The 21,843-nt window shown below is 67.1% G+C and carries 18 protein-coding genes and 1 riboswitch; of the genes, 13 read left to right on the forward strand and 5 right to left on the reverse strand.

Annotation, left to right across the window (positions count from 1 at the left end):
• Window positions 1-7: 7 nt before the first annotated feature.
• The 3 genes from ACOQPD_RS00170 to ACOQPD_RS00180 all read right to left on the reverse strand — a co-directional run bounded on the left by ACOQPD_RS00170 (window position 8) and on the right by ACOQPD_RS00180 (window position 4,817).
• Entirely contained in the window at window positions 8-1,288 is a 1,281-nt protein-coding gene (locus ACOQPD_RS00170; protein WP_420612892.1) for an ATP-binding protein, read from the reverse strand.
• 120 nt (window positions 1,289-1,408) lie between these two features.
• Window positions 1,409-3,052, reverse strand: a complete 1,644-nt coding sequence (locus tag ACOQPD_RS00175) for an AMP-binding protein (protein WP_420612893.1) — start codon at window positions 3,050-3,052, stop codon at window positions 1,409-1,411.
• 157 nt (window positions 3,053-3,209) lie between these two features.
• Window positions 3,210-4,817 carry an FAD-binding oxidoreductase gene (locus ACOQPD_RS00180; protein WP_420612894.1) on the reverse strand — a complete coding sequence of 536 codons (1,608 nt, stop codon included), beginning with the start codon at window positions 4,815-4,817 and terminating at the stop codon, window positions 3,210-3,212.
• Between the two features lie 113 nt (window positions 4,818-4,930).
• Here ACOQPD_RS00180 and ACOQPD_RS00185 point away from each other — a divergent pair, with 113 nt between their 5' ends.
• The 9 genes from ACOQPD_RS00185 (at window position 4,931) to ACOQPD_RS00225 (ending at window position 14,935) form a co-directional block, all read left to right on the forward strand.
• Complete coding sequence (locus ACOQPD_RS00185) at window positions 4,931-5,848, forward strand: DMT family transporter (protein ID WP_420612895.1); 918 nt, start codon at window positions 4,931-4,933, stop codon at window positions 5,846-5,848.
• Between the two features lie 85 nt (window positions 5,849-5,933).
• Window positions 5,934-6,953, forward strand: a complete 1,020-nt coding sequence (locus ACOQPD_RS00190; protein WP_420612896.1) for a zinc-dependent alcohol dehydrogenase — start codon at window positions 5,934-5,936, stop codon at window positions 6,951-6,953.
• Window positions 6,953-8,254 (forward strand): FGGY-family carbohydrate kinase, encoded by a 1,302-nt coding sequence (locus ACOQPD_RS00195; protein ID WP_420612897.1) that lies wholly within the window; start codon window positions 6,953-6,955, stop codon window positions 8,252-8,254. The genes ACOQPD_RS00190 and ACOQPD_RS00195 overlap by 1 nt, the downstream gene beginning before the upstream one ends.
• 3 nt (window positions 8,255-8,257) lie before the next feature.
• The gene (locus ACOQPD_RS00200) at window positions 8,258-9,043 is read left to right on the forward strand and encodes a class I fructose-bisphosphate aldolase (protein WP_420612898.1); all 786 of its coding nucleotides are present in this window, start codon (window positions 8,258-8,260) and stop codon (window positions 9,041-9,043) included.
• Complete coding sequence (locus ACOQPD_RS00205) at window positions 9,040-10,119, forward strand: hypothetical protein (RefSeq protein ID WP_420612899.1); 1,080 nt, start codon at window positions 9,040-9,042, stop codon at window positions 10,117-10,119. Before ACOQPD_RS00200 ends, ACOQPD_RS00205 begins: the two co-directional genes overlap by 4 nt.
• Before the next feature lie 295 nt (window positions 10,120-10,414).
• The gene (locus ACOQPD_RS00210) at window positions 10,415-12,025 is read left to right on the forward strand and encodes an ABC transporter ATP-binding protein (RefSeq protein ID WP_420612900.1); all 1,611 of its coding nucleotides are present in this window, start codon (window positions 10,415-10,417) and stop codon (window positions 12,023-12,025) included.
• Window positions 12,022-13,152, forward strand: coding sequence for an ABC transporter permease (locus ACOQPD_RS00215; protein ID WP_420612901.1), 1,131 nt, complete (start codon window positions 12,022-12,024; stop codon window positions 13,150-13,152). Before ACOQPD_RS00210 ends, ACOQPD_RS00215 begins: the two co-directional genes overlap by 4 nt.
• Window positions 13,149-14,084 (forward strand): ABC transporter permease, encoded by a 936-nt coding sequence (locus ACOQPD_RS00220; protein WP_420612902.1) that lies wholly within the window; start codon window positions 13,149-13,151, stop codon window positions 14,082-14,084. Before ACOQPD_RS00215 ends, ACOQPD_RS00220 begins: the two co-directional genes overlap by 4 nt.
• A 140-nt stretch (window positions 14,085-14,224) precedes the next feature.
• Window positions 14,225-14,935 carry a B3/4 domain-containing protein gene (locus ACOQPD_RS00225; RefSeq protein WP_420612903.1) on the forward strand — a complete coding sequence of 237 codons (711 nt, stop codon included), beginning with the start codon at window positions 14,225-14,227 and terminating at the stop codon, window positions 14,933-14,935.
• A gap of 93 nt (window positions 14,936-15,028) precedes the next feature.
• Here ACOQPD_RS00225 and ACOQPD_RS00230 read toward each other — a convergent pair whose 3' ends face one another.
• Window positions 15,029-15,550, reverse strand: coding sequence for an OsmC family protein (locus tag ACOQPD_RS00230; RefSeq protein WP_420612904.1), 522 nt, complete (start codon window positions 15,548-15,550; stop codon window positions 15,029-15,031).
• A gap of 263 nt (window positions 15,551-15,813) precedes the next feature.
• Window positions 15,814-15,896: riboswitch (SAM riboswitch) on the reverse strand.
• 194 nt (window positions 15,897-16,090) lie between these two features.
• On the opposite strand from ACOQPD_RS00230, the gene ACOQPD_RS00235 reads away from it, so the two are divergent.
• From ACOQPD_RS00235 to ACOQPD_RS00250, 4 genes are all read left to right on the forward strand, one after another.
• Window positions 16,091-16,597, forward strand: coding sequence for a ferritin (locus tag ACOQPD_RS00235; protein ID WP_420612905.1), 507 nt, complete (start codon window positions 16,091-16,093; stop codon window positions 16,595-16,597).
• Window positions 16,598-16,816: 219 nt separating this feature from the next.
• On the forward strand, window positions 16,817-17,815 hold the full coding sequence (locus ACOQPD_RS00240) for an ATP-binding cassette domain-containing protein (RefSeq protein WP_420612906.1): 999 nt from the start codon (window positions 16,817-16,819) through the stop codon (window positions 17,813-17,815).
• The gene (locus ACOQPD_RS00245; RefSeq protein ID WP_420612907.1) at window positions 17,812-18,615 is read left to right on the forward strand and encodes an ABC transporter permease; all 804 of its coding nucleotides are present in this window, start codon (window positions 17,812-17,814) and stop codon (window positions 18,613-18,615) included. The genes ACOQPD_RS00240 and ACOQPD_RS00245 overlap by 4 nt, the downstream gene beginning before the upstream one ends.
• A 189-nt stretch (window positions 18,616-18,804) precedes the next feature.
• On the forward strand, window positions 18,805-20,442 hold the full coding sequence (locus ACOQPD_RS00250) for a Ppx/GppA phosphatase family protein (RefSeq protein WP_420612908.1): 1,638 nt from the start codon (window positions 18,805-18,807) through the stop codon (window positions 20,440-20,442).
• On the opposite strand, the gene sthA is transcribed toward ACOQPD_RS00250, so the two are convergent.
• Window positions 20,436-21,842, reverse strand: a complete 1,407-nt coding sequence (sthA, locus tag ACOQPD_RS00255) for a Si-specific NAD(P)(+) transhydrogenase (protein WP_420612909.1) — start codon at window positions 21,840-21,842, stop codon at window positions 20,436-20,438. The two genes, ACOQPD_RS00250 and sthA, sit on opposite strands and share 7 nt — an antisense overlap.
• Window position 21,843 lies beyond the last annotated feature (1 nt).

The raw sequence follows: 21,843 nt of genomic DNA on the forward strand, positions 1-21,843 counted from the left end.
CCGTCTATCAACGGGCCAGCCGCTCGACCAGGGCGATCTGGCGGACGTAGCTGCGGTGAGCGCCCACGGCTCGTCCTATCGATGCGTACGAAGCCCGCCGATCGATCTCCAGCGCGTCAGCTATACGATCACGTAGGTTCGGTGGGCGCTCGTAGTGCGTGTCGATTTCCTCCGGGCTGTCCAAGGCCACGGTGCGCACCCAGGACCGCATGGGTGCGTGGGCGAAGTCGATCCAACCCCGGTGGGGGGCCACGATTACTCCCGCGTCGATGAGCCTCCTGCGGTAGGTTGCCCAGGTTCCTGAGGTCATCCGGAGCCGTGCTCGGAGATCGGATGTTCTCGTGGGTCCGTCATCATGACTCATCGCCACCAGAGCGCGGTGTTCCAGGGGGCTGAGACGAGCCCAGTCCGGCTTCAACACCTGGTTCACCATCGCTTCCTGCGCTAGGGAGATTCCCGCCCGGACGGTGGCCACGGTGACGGGCGAGGACCAGTCCGAGGTTGATCTCCATGTCTGGTATCCGACCTGTTGGAGCATGAACGGGTAGCCACGAGCCGCGGCAACCGCCTCGTCGAGGGCAGCCGCCTCGATCCTGATCCCGGCGTCCCGCAGCGGTTCCCTTATGGCTCGGCGCGCCTCCGCATCATCCAATGGCCCGATCGGGATACGCGCGCACCGCCCGAAAAATGTCATCCCGGGATCAGAGAGGATCGTGGTTTCGATAACGCTGAGGCCCGCACCGAGGAAGACCACGGAATGGCCCTCGTTACGGATCACATGTTGGAGTGCGGACGCGAACCGGCGAGCTTCGCCACGCGACAGGTGCTGCATCTCGTCGAGCGCGATCAACATCCCCACGCCCGATCGTGCGGCCTGGTCAGCGAAGTCGGTAAGGATGTAGCGCAGGCTCGGATTGGAGCCGTGCGGGGGCGGAGACCACGACAGCCCGAATCCCAGGGCCTGGATACCGGTGAGTTGCCCGATACGTGGGCCACGCGATCTGGCTATCTGCGAGGCTGCCACCGCCTCGATCACTGCCTCCTCCAACGGCCCGTCGGTGGCCGATACCGACACGGCCGCCCATCTGCGCTCCCGCGCGGCCAGCACCGCCTTGTTCAACAACACCGTCTTGCCCGTGCCCCGGTGCCCGATTACCACCGCGGTGGCGTCCGGATCACCTTCAATCAGCCCGAACGTCGCCGAGATCCGTGCCAGTACCTCGTCGCGGCCCGCCAGCGTGTGCGGTACGGAACCGAACGTGGGTCGGAACGGGTTAGGTGTGGCCATGTAGGCCGGTTTCCATTGTCTTCCATAAAGTAGTCTACAGAATAGAACACCATTGAAAGCCCTACGAGACACCCTGGTTGGCACCGCTCGGGCAGGTGCTACCGGTAAACCGCCCTGGGCTCAGGCGGATTCGATCCGGGACGCGTTCTCCAGTCCCAGTTCGGCGATGGATGCCTCCCGCATCTCGACCTTGCGGATCTTGCCGGTGACCGTCATCGGGAAGCTGTCCACGAACTTGACGTATTCCGGAACCTTGAAGTGAGCGATCCGGCCCCGGCAGAAGTCCTTGATGCCTTCCCCGGTCGCCTCTGCGCCCTCCCGCAGCTTCACCCACGCCATGACCTGCTCGCCGTACTTCTCGTCCGGTATGCCGATCACCTGCACGTCCTCGATGGCCGGATGGCCGTAGAGGTACTCCTCGATCTCCCTCGGGTAGATGTTCTCGCCGCCGCGGATGATCATGTCCTTGATCCGTCCGACGATGTTCACGTATCCGTCCGGGTCCATCGTGGCCAGGTCGCCGGAGTGCATCCACCCGTCGGTGTCGATGGACTCCTCCGTGCGCTGCGGGTCGCTCCAGTACCCCAACATGATGGAGTATCCGCGTGTACATAACTCACCGTCCTGGCCCCGCTCCACGGTCTCGCCGCTCTCGGGGTCGATGATCTTGATCTCGACATGGGGATGCACCTTGCCCACGGTGGAGACCCTTCTGTCGATCGTGTCGGTGGTCATCGTCTGGGTGGAAACCGGAGAGGTCTCGGTCATGCCGTAGGCGATCGTGACGTCGGACATGTTCATGTCGGAGATCACCTGCTTCATCACCTCCACCGGGCAGGGTGATCCGGCCATGATCCCGGTGCGGAGCGAGGAAAGGTCGGAGGTCTCGAGGTCGGGATGGGCGAGTTCGGCGATGAACATGGTCGGCACCCCGTAGAGGCTGGTGCAGCTCTCCTGCTGGATCGTGGTGAGCACCTGGCCCGGATCGAACCCGGGACCGGGCAGCACGATGGCGGAACCGTGAGTAGTGCATGCCAGGGTTCCGAGCACCATCCCGAAGCAGTGGTAGAGGGGGACGGGTAGGCACACCCGGTCCTCGTCCGTGTAGGCGCAGGCCTCACCTACGAAGAAACCGTTGTTGAGGATGTTGGCGTGGCTGAGCGTGGCGCCCTTGGGGAACCCGGTGGTGCCTGACGTGTACTGGATGTTGATGGCGTCGTCATGATGCAGCCCGGCGGACCGGTCGGCCAGGACCCCGTCCATCCCGTCCTCCGCCGGCGCCATCAAGTCGTCCCATTCCGGGGTTCCCAGGAAGATCACCCGCTCCAGGTCGGGCAACTCGTCCTCCACCTCCGCCACCATCTCCAGGTAGTTCGAGGAGAGATGGGCCTGAGCGGACACCAGCACCCGGCAGCCGGACTGGGCCAGCGCGTAGCGCAGTTCGTGAGTCCGGTAGGCAGGATTGATGTTGACCAGGACCACCCCGATCTTCGCCGTGGCGTACTGGATCCACACCCACTCCGCACAGTTGGGACTCCAGATGCCGACCCGGTCACCGGTCCCGAGCCCGAGGCGGAGCAACCCCATGGCCAGCAGGTCCACCGAGTCGTTGAACTCCCGGTAGCTCTGGCGGATACCCTGGTGTACCGAAATGAGAGCGTCCCGGTCAGGGAACCGGGCAACGGTTGATTCCAGGTTCCGGCCGATGGTCTCCTGCAACAACGGTGTCGAACGGTCACCACTGGCATAAGCCGGATCGGGCATTCGGACTCCTTGCTACCACGAAGTTCGTCGGAGTTTCACTGTATCAGCCTCGCCGGGAACTCCACGCGTCCGGCCGCGAATCAGCTTCCGGGCGCTGATGCTGTCAGGTAGGGCCTCCCACGCAGCGTACGCCCTCGAGATACGTGCACCCCGGGTCTCAGGGTCGCCTGACAGCCAGCAGTGCTCCGGGGTTGAGTACTCCGTGGGGGTCCAGGTGTTCCTTGGCACGGGCCAGCACATCACCGAACAGGCGGGGCCGCTGCTGCTCGTACCATGGCCGGTGGTCCCTCCCGATGGCGTGGTGGTGGGTGATCGTCCCGCCGTTGGCTATCACCGCGTCCGACACTGCCTGTTTGATCTCCCACCACTGGTCGAGCATGGACGCCGGGTCGGCGGCGCAATGGAATGCGAAGTAGGGGGCCGGGCCGTCGGGATAGGCGTGGCTGAACCGGCATGACACGGCGCCCTCACCCCCGGTCGCGGCGCGGATGGCTTCCTGGGCGGCGCCGGCGACGGCTCGGTAGAAGGACTCGAAGCGGTCCCAGGTAATGGCCGACTCGAAGGTGTCGGAGATTATGCCCAGAGGCGTCAGTGCCTCCCGGTTGTAGGGCATGCGGATGAATGCGTTGCGCCAGGCGCCCACGGCTCCCTTCAGGTGGGCGCCAGGGTCGGTATGCCTGTCCCCGTCCGGTATTCCCCCGCAGTCCTGGGCGCACTCCGCGGCGCGGTCCATCCAGGCGTCCACCGGGTGGTCGGACGACTCGAAAGACACGACCATCAGGGTGAAGGAGCCGTCACCTGCCCCGTTGACCTGGAGTTCGACGCCGTCGACGATCCTTACGTTGGCCGGGTAGAGGCCGGCCTGGGTGATCGCCCTGACCGCCCGAGCGGCCTCGAGGAATCCGGCGTACCTGAACCCGGCGGTGGCCTTGAACCTCACCCTGCCTTGGAGGCGCACCCAAGCCTCGGTGATGATTCCCAGCGACCCCTCGGAGCCGAGCATGAGCCGATCCGGACTCGGGCCCGCACCCGATCCCGGGAGGCGTCTCGACCCGATCCGGCCCACCGGGGTAACCATGGTGACGCTCTCCACCAAGTCGTCGATGTGGGTGTAGAGGGTGGCGAAATGGCCGCCGGATCGTGTGGCGATCCATCCACCCAGCGTCGAGTGCTCGAAGGACTGGGGAAAGTGCCGCAGCGTCATGCCGTGCGGTTTCAGGGCGGCCTCGAGTTCCGGGCCGCGGGCCCCACCCTGGATCCGGGCGGCTCGGGAGTCGGTGTCGACGTCCAGCACCCGGTTCATCCGGCTCGTGTCGACCGTGATGGTTCCACGGTATCCGCCGCCGGTGTCGGGAGTGACTCCTCCCACCACCGACGAACCGCCTCGGTACGGAATCAGAGCCGCGTTAGCCTCGCCGGCCCACTCGAACAAGGCCACCAGATCCGACTCGTCCCTCGGATAGGCCACCACGTCGGGAGCGTGGGCGAAGTCTCGCGCGAAGATGCGGATCGAATCGGGCTGGGATTGGCCGAAGCTGTGGAGGATCCTCTCGTAGGGTTCCCCGGTGCATATCCGGCTCAGGCCGGGCGGGATGGCCAGACGGGAATCGGGGAGGTCTATATCGGTGATGCCGGGAACGCGACCCTCGGTGGTCGACCGGATCTCGAAGTCGCCGGCAAGGGTGGACAGGAGGCTGTCCCGCTCGGTGCCGGACAGCCCTTCGCTCTCCAATCCCCATCCCCAGTACTTCAGCCGCCCGGACAATCCGACCTCCTGATCCGGAGAGACTCACGCGTGTTCACGTTACCCGCGGATCGACCTGGCCTGCGGCCGGACTCCCGAGGGGAGCGAACCGGCCACCCCCCTAGGATGGCGAGGTGAGCCTGCGGATCACCAACCAACGGATCTGGGTGATCCTCGGGATCATCAGCCTGTCTTGGGGAACCTCTCCGATCGCGGTAAGGGTCGGCATCGGCGAGGGCATCGGCCCCTCGACCATGGCCGCAGGCGGGTCTCTGGCCGCCGCCGTGTCGGTCTGGTTGATGATCGGCCTCATGCGCCGCCGGAACCTGGTTGGTCCGGTCGAGCTACGCATCGGTCTGGTGCTGGCGCTTCTCAGCGTGGCGTTGCCCCAGCAGGCCAGGTACGTAGCCCTGGCCAATGCCTCTGCCGGTTTCGTAACCCTCGTGAACACATTGATCCCCCTCGGGACCGCCGTGGTCGCCCATTTCATGCTGACCAACGAGCGCATCAACGCGGGGACCACGTTCGGCCTGATGCTCGGTCTGGCGGGTGTAACGGCCCTCATCCTGATCGGGGACTCCGGGATAACCGACGGCGGCGACCCGATCATGGCGGGCATGATGGCTCTGACCAGCGTGGTGCTGATCTCATTCGCCGGCGTCTACGCCAAGCGCCACGCCGGCCGATACTCGGTGCTCGGCGTCACGGGAGTCCAGCTGGCAGTGGGGAGCGCCATCCAGTGGGTCGTGGCATTGGCGCTCGATGGCGCGCCGCTCGGCCATAGCGCCACCGGCCTCCTGGCGATCCTCTACTCCGGCACCATCGGAATGTTCCTGCCGCTCAGCCTCTACTACTTCCTGATCCGCCACGTTCCGGTAGTTTTCTCGTCGGTCATTTCTTACCTGATCCCGCTTGTCGCTGTCATGGCCGGGGTCGTGGTCCTCAACGAGCGGGTCCAGCCCGGCATCCTGCTGGGCGGGGCTCTGGTGCTGTCGGGCGTGGTTATAACCGACGTGGTCCGTGTCCGGGAAGCCCGCCGGCAGGAGGCGTGACTCGGGCGCCGCCGGTTACCATCCCGCGGGTGTCTCCCCAGGCGTCCGTCAGGCGTTTTCCTCCCGGCAGGTCGAGAAGATCCCGGTGAGAGCGGCCATCATCACCGGGCCCGGCCGGGTGGAGCTTCGCGACGAGCCGTATCCCACCCCGGGCCCGGACCAGGTGCTGGTCGAATTGGCCGCATGCGGTGTATGCACCTTCGAACGGAGAATCTTCGCCGGCGACAAGCGTTGGTGTCCCGTTTCTCCCGGTCACGAGGTTGCCGGGTCGGTGGTGGAGGTCGGATCCGGAGTGGATGCCCTGGAGGGCTCTCCACAGGTCGGCGATGCGGTGACAGTCGACCTGCTCACCCGATGCCTGACTTGCGGGCCGTGCCGGCGGGGCAGGACCGCCCTCTGCCGCTACCGCCAGGGTCGCTACCTGTCGGACGGTACCTTCAGTTTCGGAGGGTTCGTCGAAACCATCTCGGTTGACGCGAAATCGACTCACCCGGTCGGGAATGCTCCCATGCTCCATGCCGCGATGGGCGAGCCCATCGCCTGCTCGGTCCATTCGCTGCGGAGAGCCGGTTTCGCGGCGGGGGCGCGGGTGGCCGTCATCGGCGGGGGGTTCATGGGGCGGCTTCACATGGCCCTGGTCCGCATCGAGGGCGCCGCGGCCATCGGGGTGGTGGACATATCGGAGGAAAGACGCACGGAATCCGCGGAGGCCGGTGCCGACTGGGTGGCGCAGCCCGGAGAGGCCCGCCGGGTCGGAGGCCTCCAGGACGTGGTGTTCGTGACCGCCATGGGAGGCCTGGACCTCGCGGTCGAGATGGTGGCGCCGGGCGGTTCTGTCGTCCTGTACAGCGCCTTTGACCCGGAGGCCACGGTCGGTGTGGCAGCTGATCGGGCTCATCGCGACGAGGTGTCGATCGTGGGCGTGTTCAACCAGGAGCCGGAGGATTGGCGGCGGGCGGCCGCCGTTATCCGTTCCGGAGTCATCGCGGACGACCTCGACCGCCTCGTAACGGCCCGGTTCCCGCTGTCGCGAGTGCAGGAGGCCCTTACGCTCGTCACCTCCCGGCCCACCTACCGGGTGTTTGTCGAGTACGGGCCGGCCTGATGGCGGGCCAAGTCGTAGCCGGGGTGGACATCGGTACCGGCGCCGCCCGGGCGGTGGCCCTGGATCGAGGGGGAAGGGTGGTGGCCGGATCCGAGGCGTGGCTCGGTCCGCAGCGTCTTCCCCGCGGTGAGGCGGACCCCTACCGTTGGCTCGAGGGGTTGGTTCTGGCTGTGGAGCAGTTGGGCGCAGGTATTCCGGTCGCCCTCGGGATCGGCGGCCAGGGACCCACCACCGTGATGCCGGCCGCGCGGCGCGCATTGACCTACCGGCACCCGGCGGGGGCCTCCTCCGACTTTGCCGGTCAGCATCTGGCGCAGGCGGAGGAGATGTCGAGGCACCATGGTGGCGGGGACCGGCCCCGCCAGATGTGGGACTTCCTGGCGGCCGAACTCGGTGGATCACCCGACACGCAGGCCGTGTGGCCGGGCCAGGAGCCGCTGGAGGGGTTCGGAGATCCGATCCCGGTCGGCTCGACCGTGGGAGCGACGGCGGGGGATTCCGGGTTGCCAGGGGGGATCCTGCTGGCGCCGGGCGCCAACGACGCCTTTCTCACCGCCTGGGCGGCCGCCATCGACAGACCCGGGAAGGGTTTCGATCCGGGAGGCCGGACCGGAGGTCTCGGCGTGGCCGCAGCCCCGAGTGACCACCCGGTGGTGTCCGAGCACGGTATCCCCGGCCACGTTCCCGGCGTCTACCTGGTCGGGGGCCCGGCGGCCTCGCACGGCGCCATGCTGGACTGGTGGTCCTCGATGACCGGCCGGACGGTTCCCGACCTGATCGATGCGGCCGCAGGGGTCGAACCGGGTTCGGACGGGGTGATCGTCCTCCCGTTCCTCGAGGGCGAGAGGGCGCCCCGCTGGGAGCCGGATCTGCGGGCTGAGATCCACGGCCTCGGTCCGGCGTCCGCCCGGGGCGTCGTCGCCCGCGCCCTCCTTGAGGCCTCCGCCTACGGCTTGGCTCACATCGCCCGTGACCTTGCCCGATACGGCATTACCATGAACCGGATGGTGAGTTCGGGTGCCCCGTCGCGTAGCAGTCTGTGGGTCTCCATCAAGGCATCGGTTCTCGGCGTCCCGGTCGATGTTCCGAGTTGTCCGGAGATGGCGGCCTACGGGGCGGCGCTGGCTGCCGGATCCGCCGTAGGGTGGTGGCCCCGGCCGGGCGAGGGCGAAGCGGGAGATTGGCCGGCGCCGGCGTTCACGACGTTCGAGCCGGAAGCCGTGACGGCCTACGAGGAGGGGCTGGACCGCTTCATCGCGCTGGGCGATGAGGCCACCCGCCGGCTCCGCGAGCGGACCTGAGGCATGGAGTCCGTGGCCTCAGCCGTGGGCGCCGGCAAGACCCGGCGTACTCGCCGCTTCGTGCGTGGCGACGGGCGAGCGGTGCTGGTCGCCATCGATATGCAGCTGGCCACCGGGTCCGGTCCGGCCCTGAACGTGGTGGAGGCGGTGGCCGCGGGGCAACCCGACGGCATGCTGGTCACCTGGCAGATCGCCCGGCGCTACCCCGAGGCATTCGCCGAGTGCGGCCTGATTCTCCGGATGGACGGTGCTGAGACCCACCTCGACCGGAATGCGGACGGCGATGGCCTCTCGCTGATGTATCGATCCGAGCACGCGGCGATGATCGGCGCCGACGCGGTCATCCTGATGGTCTACCCGGGCATGCGCGAGGAGAAGAGTTCGCTGCGCCGGCTGGCTGCTCTGGTGGGGGAGTGCGAGCGGATCGGCATGCCGGTGGTTGCCGAGTCCATTCCCGGAGGGTGGGGCCAGGCAGTGCCCTGGGATACGGAGAACATCGCCCGGAGCGCCCGTATCTGCGTGGAGATCGGCGCCGACGCCATCAAGACCATGGCCCCGACGCAGGTCGACGAACTCGGCGACGTGGTGGAAGGGTGTGAGGCGCCCTTGTTCGTGCTGGGCGGCCCCAAGAGGGACAATGAGCATGAGGTGGTCCGGTACGCGGCCGGTGTCGTGGCGGCGGGAGCGTCGGGCATCTGCTTCGGGAGGAACGTCTGGGGAGCTTCGGATCCCACGACGATGGTCCGGCGCCTGGGTCGAGCAGTCCACGGTACTGAGGAGCACGCATGAAGAGACTTCGGGTCTGGCCCGCGCTCGGCTTTCTGGCGGTCATAGCGGTCGCTTCGGCCTGCGCCGACACCGGGGACGGATCCGGAGAGACGCTTCCGGCAGAGCAGCAAGCGGCGGACTTCAACGGCGACGGCTCGGTCCGCATCGCGGTGGTTACCGAGGGCGCCCGGGACGACGGCGCCTACTACCAGGCCCTGGTCGAGCGGGTCGAGGCCATCTCGACGGCCGAGGGATACGAGGCTCCGCTGATCGTGGACCAGGTGGCCCCGGCCGATGCCCGGTCCGAGTTGAACAACGTGGTGGCCCAGGGGGCTGACATAATCGCCATCGGCTCCAGCAACCTGGCGGATGGCAACGAGGACCTGTTCCTGGAGCATGAGGAGATCTTCTGGTACTGCAACTGCGGGTCGGGTTACCAGGACACGCCCGGCCTGCTCCGTAGCGCTGACAGCGGCGCCGAACTGGGCATCTCGGCCGGGTATGCGACCGGCCTGCTCCTGGATGCCCGTGACGCCGACCGGGCGGTGTTCCTAGGGTGTTGCGATCTCAACTTCGAGGTCGAGTCCTTCCTGGCCTTCCGGCTCGGTCTGCAGATGGTGGATCCGTCGTTCGACGCCATCTACGTGCCCACCGGCAACTTCCCGTTCGATTTCAACAACACCGCCGGAGCCACCGAGGCGTACAACGCGGCGGTCGCCGAGGGCGTGGCGGCGGTCTACCCCTTCCTGGGCGGCGCGCACGAGCCGATCGTCCGCCTCGCCAACGAGGACGGTGTGGTGGTCCTGACCGCCGGTTCGTCCAAAGGATGCGAACGGGAGGACCTGGACTATGACATCCAGGTGATGTTCGACGCCGGCGACTACCTGGCACCGATCTTCGAAGAGATCATCGGAGGCACTGCTGAAGAAGGGGGCGCCCGGCGATTCACCGTGGGCGTCGATCCCGAGGTTGGGGCCGACCTGTGCGACGGAACGCCAGGGCAGGACCAGGAGCTCGCCGATCTGAACGCCCGGATCGGAGCCGGCCGGTTCGAGGAGGAGATCTCCAGGATCCTCGCCGAGGCCTACGGCTTCTGAGTGCCCGTTCCGACCCATCTGTCGTTCGCCGAGTGTGGCCTGACCCCTCCGACGGCCGGCCGCGTTCCCGAATCAACCCACCGGGGATCTCGGTCCGGAGTGCCCGGCCCGGGCCGCCCAGGTAGTTCCGATCCGGCCTCAAGAGTCGCCATAACACCGCCGGTGCTCCGCGACGAGCCCGCCACCACCACCATCCTGCCTGCTCGGAACGTGGTCGGCCGCGCCATGTCGCCGGGATGTGACAAGTTTGGTCGTGCCGTCACTCCGGGTTGCGCATAGTCACGTGGCGGGTCGGATGATCGACGACTTCAGGTTCCAGCCCCCGGTACTCGAGGTGGACGGCCTCACCAAGCACTTCGGTTCGGTGGTCGCCTGCGAGGAAGTCGACCTGGCCCTCCGGGCGGGCGAGATACACGGCATTCTCGGAGAGAACGGCGCCGGCAAGTCCACCCTCATGCGCATGATCTTCGGCCTGGTCGATCCCGACCGGGGGGTGATCAGGATCGATGGCGGAGCGACCCGGATAGCCGATCCGTCCGAGGCCGTCCGGCATGGCATCGGCATGGTCCACCAGCATTACAGCCTGGTCGACGCGCTCACCGTGTGGGAGAACGTCGCCATCGGCGAGGTCGGGCCTCTCGATCCCGAAAAGACCCGGGCCCGTATCCGGAGGATCTCCTGGCGCTACGGCCTCTCGGTCGATCCCGACGCGACCGTGCGCGACCTCTCGGCCGGCATCCGCCAGAGGGTCGAGATCATCAAGTGCCTGGGGCGCCGGCCCCGCGTCATCATCCTGGACGAGCCGACGTCGGCGCTGACCCCGGCCGAATCCCAGTACCTGTTCGACGTTCTCCTGACCGGCGTCCGGACCCAGGGTTGGGCCGTGGCGCTGGTCAGCCACAAGCTCGATGAGATCCTGCGGGCCACCGACCGGATCACGGTGATGCGGCAGGGCAGGGTGGTGGATCGGCTGCTGACCGCCGAAGCCCGGGTTCCCGCGCTGGCCCAGGCGATGGTGGGTCGCCCCGTACCGCTCCGCACGGTCACGGCCGCCTTCGAGCGGGACCAGGTCGCCCGGGACCTGCTCGATGCCGACCCGATGGACGACGAGGGACCCGGCCAGACCGCCGAGCCTGGCGCACCGACAACTCCGATCTTGCAGGTGGACAACGCATCGGTGAAGGGCGCGGACGGGCGGGTGCTACTGGACGGCCTGTCGCTCGCGGTGGGCGCGGGAGAGATAGTCGGTGTCGCGGGCGTGGAAGGCAACGGCCAGACTGCCCTCGCCGATCTGCTGGCCGGTCTCCTCCGCCTTGATGACGGGACGGTCCAGGTCAAAGGCCGGACGGTTCCGACCGGCGTGGCCGGGGCCATGGCCGGGGCCGGTATAGCGGTCGTACCGGCTGATCGTCACCGGGCCGGATGCGTACTCGACATGAGCGTGTCCGAGAACCTGATGATCCCCTTCACGCACAACATGCGGAGGTGGGGTTTGCTGCGCCAGGACGCCATCCGCAGCAACGCCCTCCAACTGATCGAGGAGTACGACATCCGGACGTCCGGACCCGACGCCTTGCTCGGTGAACTTTCGGGGGGGAACCAGCAACGGACGGTGATCGCTCGCGCTCTGTCAGCCTCCCCCGAAGTCATGGTGGCGCACCAGCCCACCAGAGGCCTCGATGTCGGGGCGATCGAGTACGTGGGGGACCGGATCCGCCGGTCGGCGGACCGGGGAATCGGCGTGCTCCTCCTCTCCACCGACCTTCGCGAGATACTGTCGCTGGCCGATCGGGTCGTGGTACTCCATCGGGGGAGCATCGTGGGCGAGATGTCGCGCGATGAGGTCGACCTGCCGCGGCTGGGCTTGCTGATAGGAGGGACGGACGAGGAGGAGAGGGCCTCTTGAGCACCGATCCTCCGGCCGCTCCCACCGACGCTCCCGTCCCAGACCTCCGGGACGGGGTTCTGTATGTCCTGTTGCTTTACGCGGTCAGCGTCGGGTTCGCCCTGGTGGTCTCGGCCGGGCTGGTGGCGGTTACGGGCAATGCCTGGGACAGCGTCGCCGGCGCCCTGGCGGACGGCGCCTTCCTGGCCCCAGGACGGTGGGGCGAGACGCTGGCGGTCGCCACGCCCATCCTGCTGGTGGCCCTTGGCATGGTGGTAGGGGTCCGGGCCGGTTTCTTCAACATCGGCCAGGAGGGCCAGCTGCTGATGGGTGCGCTGGCGATGGCCCTCATCGGCACCAGGCTGGCCGGGCCGGGACCCCTCCTTCTCGTGGGCGGGCTTGTCCTGGGGGCGGTGGCGGGGGGCGTCTACGCCGGGGTGGCGGCGCTGATGAGGTTCCGCCGGGGAGTCCCGGAGGTCATCTCCACCCTGCTTCTGGTGTTCGTGGCCTTTCAGATCGTCGGTTTCGCTATCACCACCGACTGGTTCCTGCGGGACCTCGACCCGAACCGGCCTAGCCAGGCCGTAACCAGCGCCGCCCTCCCCGGCTCAGTGCGCCTGCCGGTCGTGACACTTTGGGGCAACGAGGTCACGGTCGGATTCTTCCTGGCCCTGCTCGGCGCCGGGCTGGTGGCTTTCGTCCTGTCCCGAACCGTGTTCGGGTTCAGGCTCCGGCTGCTGGGGAGCAACCCCAGGGTCGCCCAGCAGGCGGGAGTGTCCTTCGGGCGGGCCGGGGCCACGGCCCTGTTCATCTCAGGCGCTGCGGCCGGCCTGGCAGGGGCCGCGATGCTGGCGGCCGGGGCATCGAGCGCCCGCCTGACCACCGGCTTCTCCAACGAGATCGGATGGCAGGGACTGCTCGTCGCCCTGCTGGCGCGCAACCGGCCCCTCCTCTGCATTCCGGTGGCGATCCTGTTCGCCGCTCTTCGAACCGGATCCGGGTTCCTGGCAGCTACGGGGGTGGATCGGACCGTGGTGGACGTGGTTCAGGCCCTTCTGGTGCTGGCCCTGCTGGTCCCTCCGGCGGTGGAGTTCATGCGGGACCGGCGCCAGGTCTTGGTCGCATCCCGGGCCACGGAACCGGCATGAGCGACATCCTCGCCGCCCTGGGTGACATCTTCACCAGTCCCGCCATGTACGGGAGCGCGGTGCGGCTCGGTGTGTTCCTGGCCTTTGCCGCGCTGGGTGAGCTGGTGGCCGAGAAGGCGGGGACCATCAACATATCGGTGGAAGGCTCCCTGCTGGCGGGCGCGCTGGGCGGGGCGGTGGCCTTCGACATGTCCGGATCGACCGTCTTCGGCCTGGCCGCTGGGGCGGTGGCCGGGGTGTCGGTGGCGATGGTGGCGGCCAACATGAGCCACCGGCTCACCGCTGATCAGTTCGTGGTGGGGATCACGGTCAACGTTCTCGTGCTGGGCCTGGCCGGATTCCTGGATGCGACGGTCAGCCCCCTCGGAGGACGGGCCGCGGTGGTCGGCGTGCCGTTCCTGTCCGACATTCCGGTGATCGGACCCGCGCTGTTCAGCCAGACCTGGCCCACTTACCTGCTGTACGGGCTGATCCCCTTGACCTGGTGGCTCCTCTACCGGACCCGATGGGGTTTGGAAGTGAGGTCGGCGGGCGAGAACCCTCAGGCTTCAGACGTTTCCGGGGTCGACGTCAACCGGCGCCGGCGCCAGGCTGTCTCCTACGGCGGAAGCCTGGCCGGCCTGGGAGGGGCGTTTCTGATCCTGGGTCAGGTGGGAAGCTTCGATGTCGGCGTCGTCGGCGGCCGGGGTTTCATCGCCATCGCCGCCGTCTATTTCGGTGGGTGGACGCTTCGGGGCACGCTGGCCGGGGCGCTCCTGTTCGGGATGGCGGATGCCTTCCGCCTGGCGGTGCCGGTGCTGGGCTACCAGGTGAACGCCCAGCTCCTGGCAGCCCTGCCTTATCTCCTCACGCTGGTCGTCATGTACTTCATCACCAAACGGTTCGTCCAGCCGGCCGCGCTGGCCAAACCGTTCGTGAGGGGATTGCGATAGGAGGACGCTCAAGAACGTCCGGTTGGCCCGATCGTCGGCGGCAACCCCGGGTCAGGGCGCCGCGGTTGACCCGTCCCCGTTCCTCTGCACCCTCCTAGCCGATCCTCCGGCGCCTCGTCCGTACCGTATCCTCGACATCGATGTTCTCGTACCACGATCAGGTGCTGGCCAGGTTCCCGACCATCCGAGCCGGGGTGGTCCATGCCGTCGGGTTGGTCAACGGCCTCAGCCCCGATCCTCTACGGCGGGCGTTTCTGGAGCAGCAGGCCGCTTCCCTGGCCCGATTCCGGGGCATGCCGATGTCCGAGATCCCTACGATCGTCGCCTGGAGGAGGGCTTTCTCGGCCTTCGGCGTGCAGCCGACCCGCTACCGCAACGCCGCCGAGGCGCTGATCCGGCGGCTTACGAAGACGGGTGACGTGCCGTCGATCAACGCTCTGGTCGACATAGCGAACCTGGTGTCCATCCGGTACGGGCTTCCGGTCGCGGCGATTGATCTTGATCGGGTTGCGGGTCCGATCACGGTTCGTTTCGCCATGGGAGACGAGAGATTCAACGACCTGGGTGGTTCAAGGACCACCTCACCGGAGGCCGGGGAGGTCATATTCGTCGACCGTGCGGGCGCGGTGGCGGCCCGCCGATGGTGCTGGCGCCAGAGCGCTCAGAGCGCCACCGGTCCGGACACGGTGGATGCCCTGTTCACCGTGGAGGGTCATCACGAGGGCGCCGCGGAGGGCGTTGCCTCCGCCACCCGTGACCTGGTGGCACTCCTGGAGAACCATCAGCCGCAGGCCCGTATCGAGGCGGCACGGCTCTCGCCGTCCCAGCCACGGTACGAGCCTGCCCGCTGATCTTCAGGTAGGGACGGCCGCCGTGAGGGGATCGTGTCGTATCACCCTTCGGGATCTCGGCCGCGATCCTGACCGGTTCCGGCGCCTGGCGTCTCAGGCCAGGTCGATCCGGACCGGAACCGGGTTCTGGAGGGTGTGGCCCACGGGCGAGCTGTTCACGACCTTGTCGTGCAGGGCCGCCAGTTGCTCCTCAGAGGCATCGGAGTCCAGGTGTACCTTGACTGATAGGCCTCCGTATCCGGCGTGGCCCGGCTTGAGTCCGAGGAAGCTCTCCAGGTTCACATCGCCGCTGAGCTCTATCTTGAGGTCCCTTATCTCGACACCGGCGGCCGTGGCGTTGGCGGCGTATCCGACAGCCAGGCAGTTACCGAGCGCTCCGAGCACCTGTTCAACCGGGTTGGGGGCGGTGTCGGTGCCGCCCAGACCGGCCGGCTCGTCGGAGGGGATGGGGTCGAAGTCCCGGATGGAGACCTCCGACCGGAAGGCGCCCTTCCAGGTCACGGTGGCGCTCCAATCGGTCTGACCCTTCTCCGGATCCTCCGCCACGGCGGAGACCAGCGCCCCTACTGCCTCGATATCAACGTCGTTGAGCTTCACTTCTGTCTGAGTAGTCATTGGTTGTCCTTCCTTGATTGCTGACTTGTTGCTAGTGGTTGCGCCTTGATCTGGCTCTCGGGTGGTGGCGCAAGGAGCGGAAGCCTTGGCAGCGCCTCGGAATGATCACCCGAGAGCAACAACACGAGCGGGTACAGGAAGAACTCGAATCCGCGCGCCTGGGGGGCCAAGCTTGCGCTGCGGTCATAGGTCGGCGGCTCCTTCTCGTCGAGTCATGACGCGCCCTTGGATCGAGCGCCGACCGCGGGGTTCCGCCGTTGGCTATCTCATCGATCAGGCATTGGCACCGAACGGATCGGTTGCCGCGGCTTCGCAGGGCCTGTCCCTCCACCGCTCTTGATGAGCGCGTTGTCTACGAACACGATCCTCGCATTCCGCACCAGAGGTGTCAAAGCGATGGGATGACCTCCCGGTGCGGTGTAGCCGGCGTGCGGGTAGCGGTCCGGCCGACCCCGATCCCTAGCCGCGTTCTCTGGTTCCGCTCCGGCTCAGTAGGATTCTCTGGATATCCGCAGACCAGCATCGAAACGGAGCACGACGATGGCACTAGCCGAACGGATGGAGAGGGCACTCAACGACCAGATCACTCGCGAGCTCAGCGCCTCTCTCGCCTACCTCCAGATGGCCGCCCATTTCGAGGCGGAGGAACGTCCCGGCATGGCCACCTGGATGGCTGCGCAGTCCGGGGAGGAGGCCGTCCATGCCCGGATGTTCATCGACTACGTGGTGGACCGCGACGGGCGGGTGGAGATCGGCGCTATCGACGCCCCGGCCTCCAAGTTCGACAGCCCTCTACATGTGTTCGAGGAGGCCCTGCGGCACGAGCGGGCGGTAACCGAGGAGATACGGAACCTCTACCGGCTGGCTTCCGAGTTGGATGACCTGGAGAGCCTGCCATTCCTGCAGGGCTTCCTGGTCGAGCAGGTGGAGGAGGAGGCGTTGGTCTCCGGTATTTGCGAGCGTATCGGTCGGCTGGAGGGCAACGAGGTCGGCTTGGCGCTGATCGAAGCCGAGTTGGGCGCCCGCACCGCCGAAGGCGAGGAATGAGGCGCTACGTCGCCGGCCAGGCCTGATCGGTCGTCGGGCGACAATCCCGTATCTGGCGAATCGAGGGCGAGGCGGATCGGATAGCTCCGGCACCGTACTACCCTCGCATGTCGGTGTGTCAAAAGCTGCACGGCCTGACGTCCGTGCGGTCAGAAGTTAAGACCGAGCCTGATCCCGCGCAGTCGCGGCCCCGGCCGGTAGTCGACAGGACGTGCAGCCATGAGTGACATCATCCAAGCCACCGGACTCGTCAAGCGTTACGGCGATGTGGTGGCTCTCGACGGTTTGGACCTGTCGGTCCGGGAGGGGACCATCGTGGCCCTGCTCGGACCGAACGGGGCAGGCAAGACCACGGCGGTGTCGGTCCTCACCACCCTTATAGAACCTGACGAGGGCTCCGCCACGGTGGCCGGCGTCGACGTGCTGGGTGATCCGGCGGAGGTCCGCAAGCTTATCGGCCTCTCCGGTCAGTACGCCGCCGTCGACAAGGATCTGACCGGCTTCGAGAACCTGGACATGATCGGGTGCCTTTACCACCTCGGCCGGAAGAAGGCCCGATCCCGGGCCCGGGAGCTCCTGGACAGATTCGACCTGGCCGACGCGGCCGACCGGCCCGTCAAGACCTATTCGGGAGGCATGCGGCGGCGGCTCGACTTGGCCGGAGCGCTGGTGGCGGAGTCGCCAGTGCTGTTCCTGGACGAGCCGACAACCGGCCTGGACCTCATCAGCCGTCGGGAGTTGTGGAGGCTGATCCGCACCCTGGTCGACCAGGGAGCCACGCTCCTCCTCACCACCCAGTACCTGGAGGAGGCCGACCGGTTGGCCGACGACGTCCTGGTTATCGACAAGGGGAAGACAATTGCCCACGGAACCGTTGACGAGTTGAAGGACATGGTCGGAGGCGAGCGGATCGGGATCAAGGTCACCGACCGGGACGACCTGCCTGCGGTCTACGAGCTACTTGGCCGGGTGGCGGTCGGGGATCTACAGCGCGAGGAACGGTCCCGCACGGTGGTTGCGCCCGTCTCGGGTGGGGCCCGTGAGTTGGCCGCGGTGCTGCAGGCCTTCGAGGACCATCAGCTCCGGATCAGCGAGGCGGTGCTCCGCCGCCCCACTCTGGATGACGTGTTCCTGGCGCTGACCGGCGCTTCCGCCGAGTCCAGGGAGAAGACCCCGGAGTCTGCCAAGCCGGGCCGGAGGGGAAGGGGGTCGCGGTGAACTTCCTAACAGCCCTCGGCGACGGCCTGGTCATCGCCCGCCGCAACCTGATCAAGCTCAAGCGGGTGCCCGACGTGTTGGTGTTCGTGCTGCTCTCGCCGATCATGTTCGTCCTGCTGTTCGCCTACGTGTTCGGAAGCGCTATCGACATTCCGGGAGGGTCCTACCGGGAGTTCCTCATGGGTGGGATCTTCGGCCAGACCGTGATATTCGGCGCTACCTTCACCGGCGCCGGCCTCGCCGAGGACATGCAGAAGGGCATCATCGACCGGTTCCGCTCCCTGCCCATGTCGCGGGCGGCGGTGGTATTGGGACGGACCGCCAGCGATGTCATCTACAACGTCATCACGCTGACCGTGATGGCCATAACCGGACTCATCGTGGGATGGCGCATCAGGGGAAGCCTGCTCGACGCCCTCGCCGCCTTCCTGCTGCTCCTCCTGTTCGCCTACTCGGTCTCCTGGGTTATGGCCCTGCTAGGCCTGTCGGTGCCCAGCCCGGAGGTGCTCAACAACGCCTCCTTCATCGTGATCTTCCCGCTCACCTTCATCGCCAACACGTTCGTGCCCGCCGAGAGCCTCCCGACGGTGCTGAGGGTGTTCGCCGAGTGGAACCCGATCTCGTCCCTGGTCCAGGCGGTCAGGGAGCTGTTCGGGAACATCCCGCCGGGAGCACCCGAACCAGCATCCTGGCCCTTGCAGAATCCGGTCATCTACACCGTGCTCTGCGCCTGCCTGATCATCGCCATATTCGCGCCTCTCTCCGTACGCCGCTACGTCCGGGTGGCCAAGAAGAGCTAGTTGATCGCGCTCTGTTTGGGTGACCGACCACGGCGGACTCGCGATGACTAACGAACCCGTATAGCGTGAACACGCCCTAGTCCGGTTAGGGTCCGGCCTCTGGTGGGATCGTCCGAGGGCCGGACGACCGAGGCCCCTCCGGATGGCGGGTTTGGTGCGATGCCGTCCGCTGGTGATACTGGCCGATTGATGCGGGACTCGACGCCTCTGGCGGCCATCGACGTGGGTACCAACTCCGTGCACATGGTGATCGCCCGGCCGGTGGATGGTGGGACTCCGGAGGTTTTGGCCCGTGAGAAGGTGTCGGTGCGTCTCGGGCAGGGCGCCACCGATATGAAGCACCTCGCCCATGACGCGATCGAGCGGGCGCTGGCGGCCCTCGCCGAGTTCCGGCACATCGCGGACGCATACGGCGCGGAAGTTGTGGCGGTCGCCACCAGCGCGGTCCGGGAGGCCGAGAACCGGAGGGACTTCCAGCAACGGGTGCGGGACGAGACCGGAGTGGCCGTCGAGGTGATCCCGGGAACGGAGGAGGCGCGGCTCATCCATCTCGGGGCGTTGAGCGCGGTTCCGGCGGCCGGACGGCCCCACCTGGTTCTCGACATCGGCGGGGGATCGACCGAGCTGATCGTCTCCACCGGCACCGAGCCCCACCTGGTCCGTAGCGTCAAGCTCGGTCACATCCGCCTCTCCGACCGCTTCTTCCCGGGCGGAATCATCCGCGCCGGGGCGGTGGAGGAGTGTCGCCGGCACATCCGGTCCTTCGTAGCGCCCGAAGCCCGCCGTGCCAGGGCTATCGGCTTCGACATCGCGGTGGGGTGTTCGGGGACGATCGCCGCCCTGGCGTCCATGGCCGCATCGAGCCGGGGCAGGCGGCGGCCGCGTAGCGTAGCCAACACCACCATCGACCGTGAGGAACTCGAAAGAACCGTGGCGGAGGTTCTGGCCCGTCCCCATCCGGACGACCGCAGGGACCTCAGAGGTCTGGAAAGGGCCCGCCGCGATGTGATCGTCGGAGGGGCTGTCCTGCTGAGCCAGCTATTCGAAGACCTGGGGATGGAGTCCCTGGTCATTTCGACCGGCGCCCTTCGGGAGGGTGTCCTACTCGACAGGTTCAGTCGGCGGCAGGAGTCACCGGCAGACGGGCTCCATCACCTCGGGGACCTCCGTCGGAGCAGCGTCCTGGCCCTGGCCCGGAGTTACCACGAGGATCTCATCCATGCCGAGCACGCCACGGAGATGGCTCTACAGCTATTCGATGAGACCCAACATGTCCACGGCTCGGGCGATAGCGACAGCGAGCTTCTGGAGGCGGCCGGGTTACTCCACAACATCGGGCGTTTCGTCGCCAGTTCCGCCCATCACCGTCACTCTTACTACCTGATCCGCAACAGCGAACGCCTGGCCGGATTCACGGCCGGCGAACTCGAGTTGATCGCCCTGGTGGCCCGCTATCACCGCAAGAGCGCCCCCCGCCGGAGGCATGCGCGCTTTCGTGCCCTCCGGCGATCCGACCGGCGCAAGGTTCGGCTGCTGGCCGGGCTGTTGCGGGTGGGAATAGGGCTGGACCGCACCTACCGGCGGGCGGTGGAGACCGTCCATGCCCGGGTCGCCGGCGACACCATCACCATCGATGTCGAGCCGGCAGACGGCCTGGATGTCGAGATCGAGTTGTTCAGCGCCAGGGCTCGGTCGGGCCTGCTGGCCGATGCGCTGGGCTACCCGGTGGAGTTCAAGGTAAGCGAGCCGTCCGGGCCTCCGGGTGGCAGGGCGGAGGCCAGGCAGCGCCACCCGTCGGCGTACGTTCCCGGCGCAAAGGCTCAGTAGCCCCCCAGCCGGCTGATCCCGTCCAGGGAGGCGGTGGTGTATGCCTCGGCAAGGGTGGGGTAGCCGATGACCGACTCCACGAAGTAGTCGATGGTTCCACCGTAGGCGATCACTGCCTGGCCGATGTGGATCAGCTCGGCGGCGTTCTCGCCCACGATGTGCACCCCGAGGAGTTCCCGCGTCTTCAGATGGAACAGCAGCTTGAGGAACCCTACGTCGTCGCCCCGCATCAGGCTGCTCTCCGTCTCCTTGTATCGAGCCTTACCGACCTCGAAGGGGACGCCTTCCTCGTTGAGCTGGTCCTCGGTCTTGCCCACCATGGCCACCTCGGGAATGGTCTTGATGGTGTAGGGGAGGAGGTCCTGGAAGTCGCTCCGCTTGATGCCGAACGCATGGCGGGCGGCCAGGCGGCCCTGCATGCGAGAGGTCGAGACCAGGTCCGGAAACCCGATCACGCCACCCACGGCGTAGACGCCCTCGACGCTCGTCTGGTAGTTCTCATCGACGCTGAGGCGGCCCCGCGCGTCTGCTTCCAAACCGATCGCCTCGAGGTTGAGCGAAGCCGTGCATCCGGTGCGGCCCACGCAGTACATGACCGCGTCGCTGATGATCTGCTTGCCGCTCTCGAGCTGCACTCGCACCCGGTCGCCCACCTCGTCCCTCATGTAGTCGATGTCGAACACCACCTCGGTCAGGCGCAGGGTCACGCCGGTCTGCCGCATGTGGTAGGCGAGTGTGTCGGCGAGTTCCTCGTCGGCGAAGGTGAGCAGCCGATGGTTCCGGTCCACGAGCGTCACCCGCGTGCCCAGGGCCGCGAACGTGCTGGTGTACTCGAGGCCGATGGCGCCCGCGCCGACGATGGTCAGCGTCCGGGGCAGCTTCGGCAGGCTCATCATGTGGTCGCTGACGAAGACCAGCCGTCCGTCCGCATACACGACCGGGGGCTCGGTGGAGTAGGAACCCACCGCGATCACCACCTTGTGGGCGGTGATCGTGCGCTCGGACCGGTTCTCATCCGACTTCAACCTCAGGGTGTTGCGGTCGATGAAGGAGGCCTCCCCGATGATGGTCTCCACCCGGTCGCGGGCGAGCTGGCTCTGGAGGATGTCAGACTGCTGCTGGATCACGTAGCGGGTGCGCACCATCAGGTCGTCCATCGTGATGTTCTGTTTCACGGCGTAGGACTGGCCGTAGATGTTGCGTTCCCGGTAGCCGGTTAGGTACAGGACCGCATCTCGCATCGTCTTGCTCACCGTGCCGGCATAGATGTTTATGCCGCCGATCCGAGGTTCCTTCTCGAGGATGACGGTGCGCTTGCCGATCTTGGCGGCCTGGAGGGCGGTCCGCTGACCAGCAGGCCCCGATCCGATGATCGCTAGGTCGTAGTCATAGCTCGGCATT

It is taken from the genome of Candidatus Spongiisocius sp. (assembly GCF_965221825.1).
In the GTDB taxonomy this organism is placed as follows: Bacteria; Actinomycetota; Acidimicrobiia; order Spongiisociales; family Spongiisociaceae; genus Spongiisocius.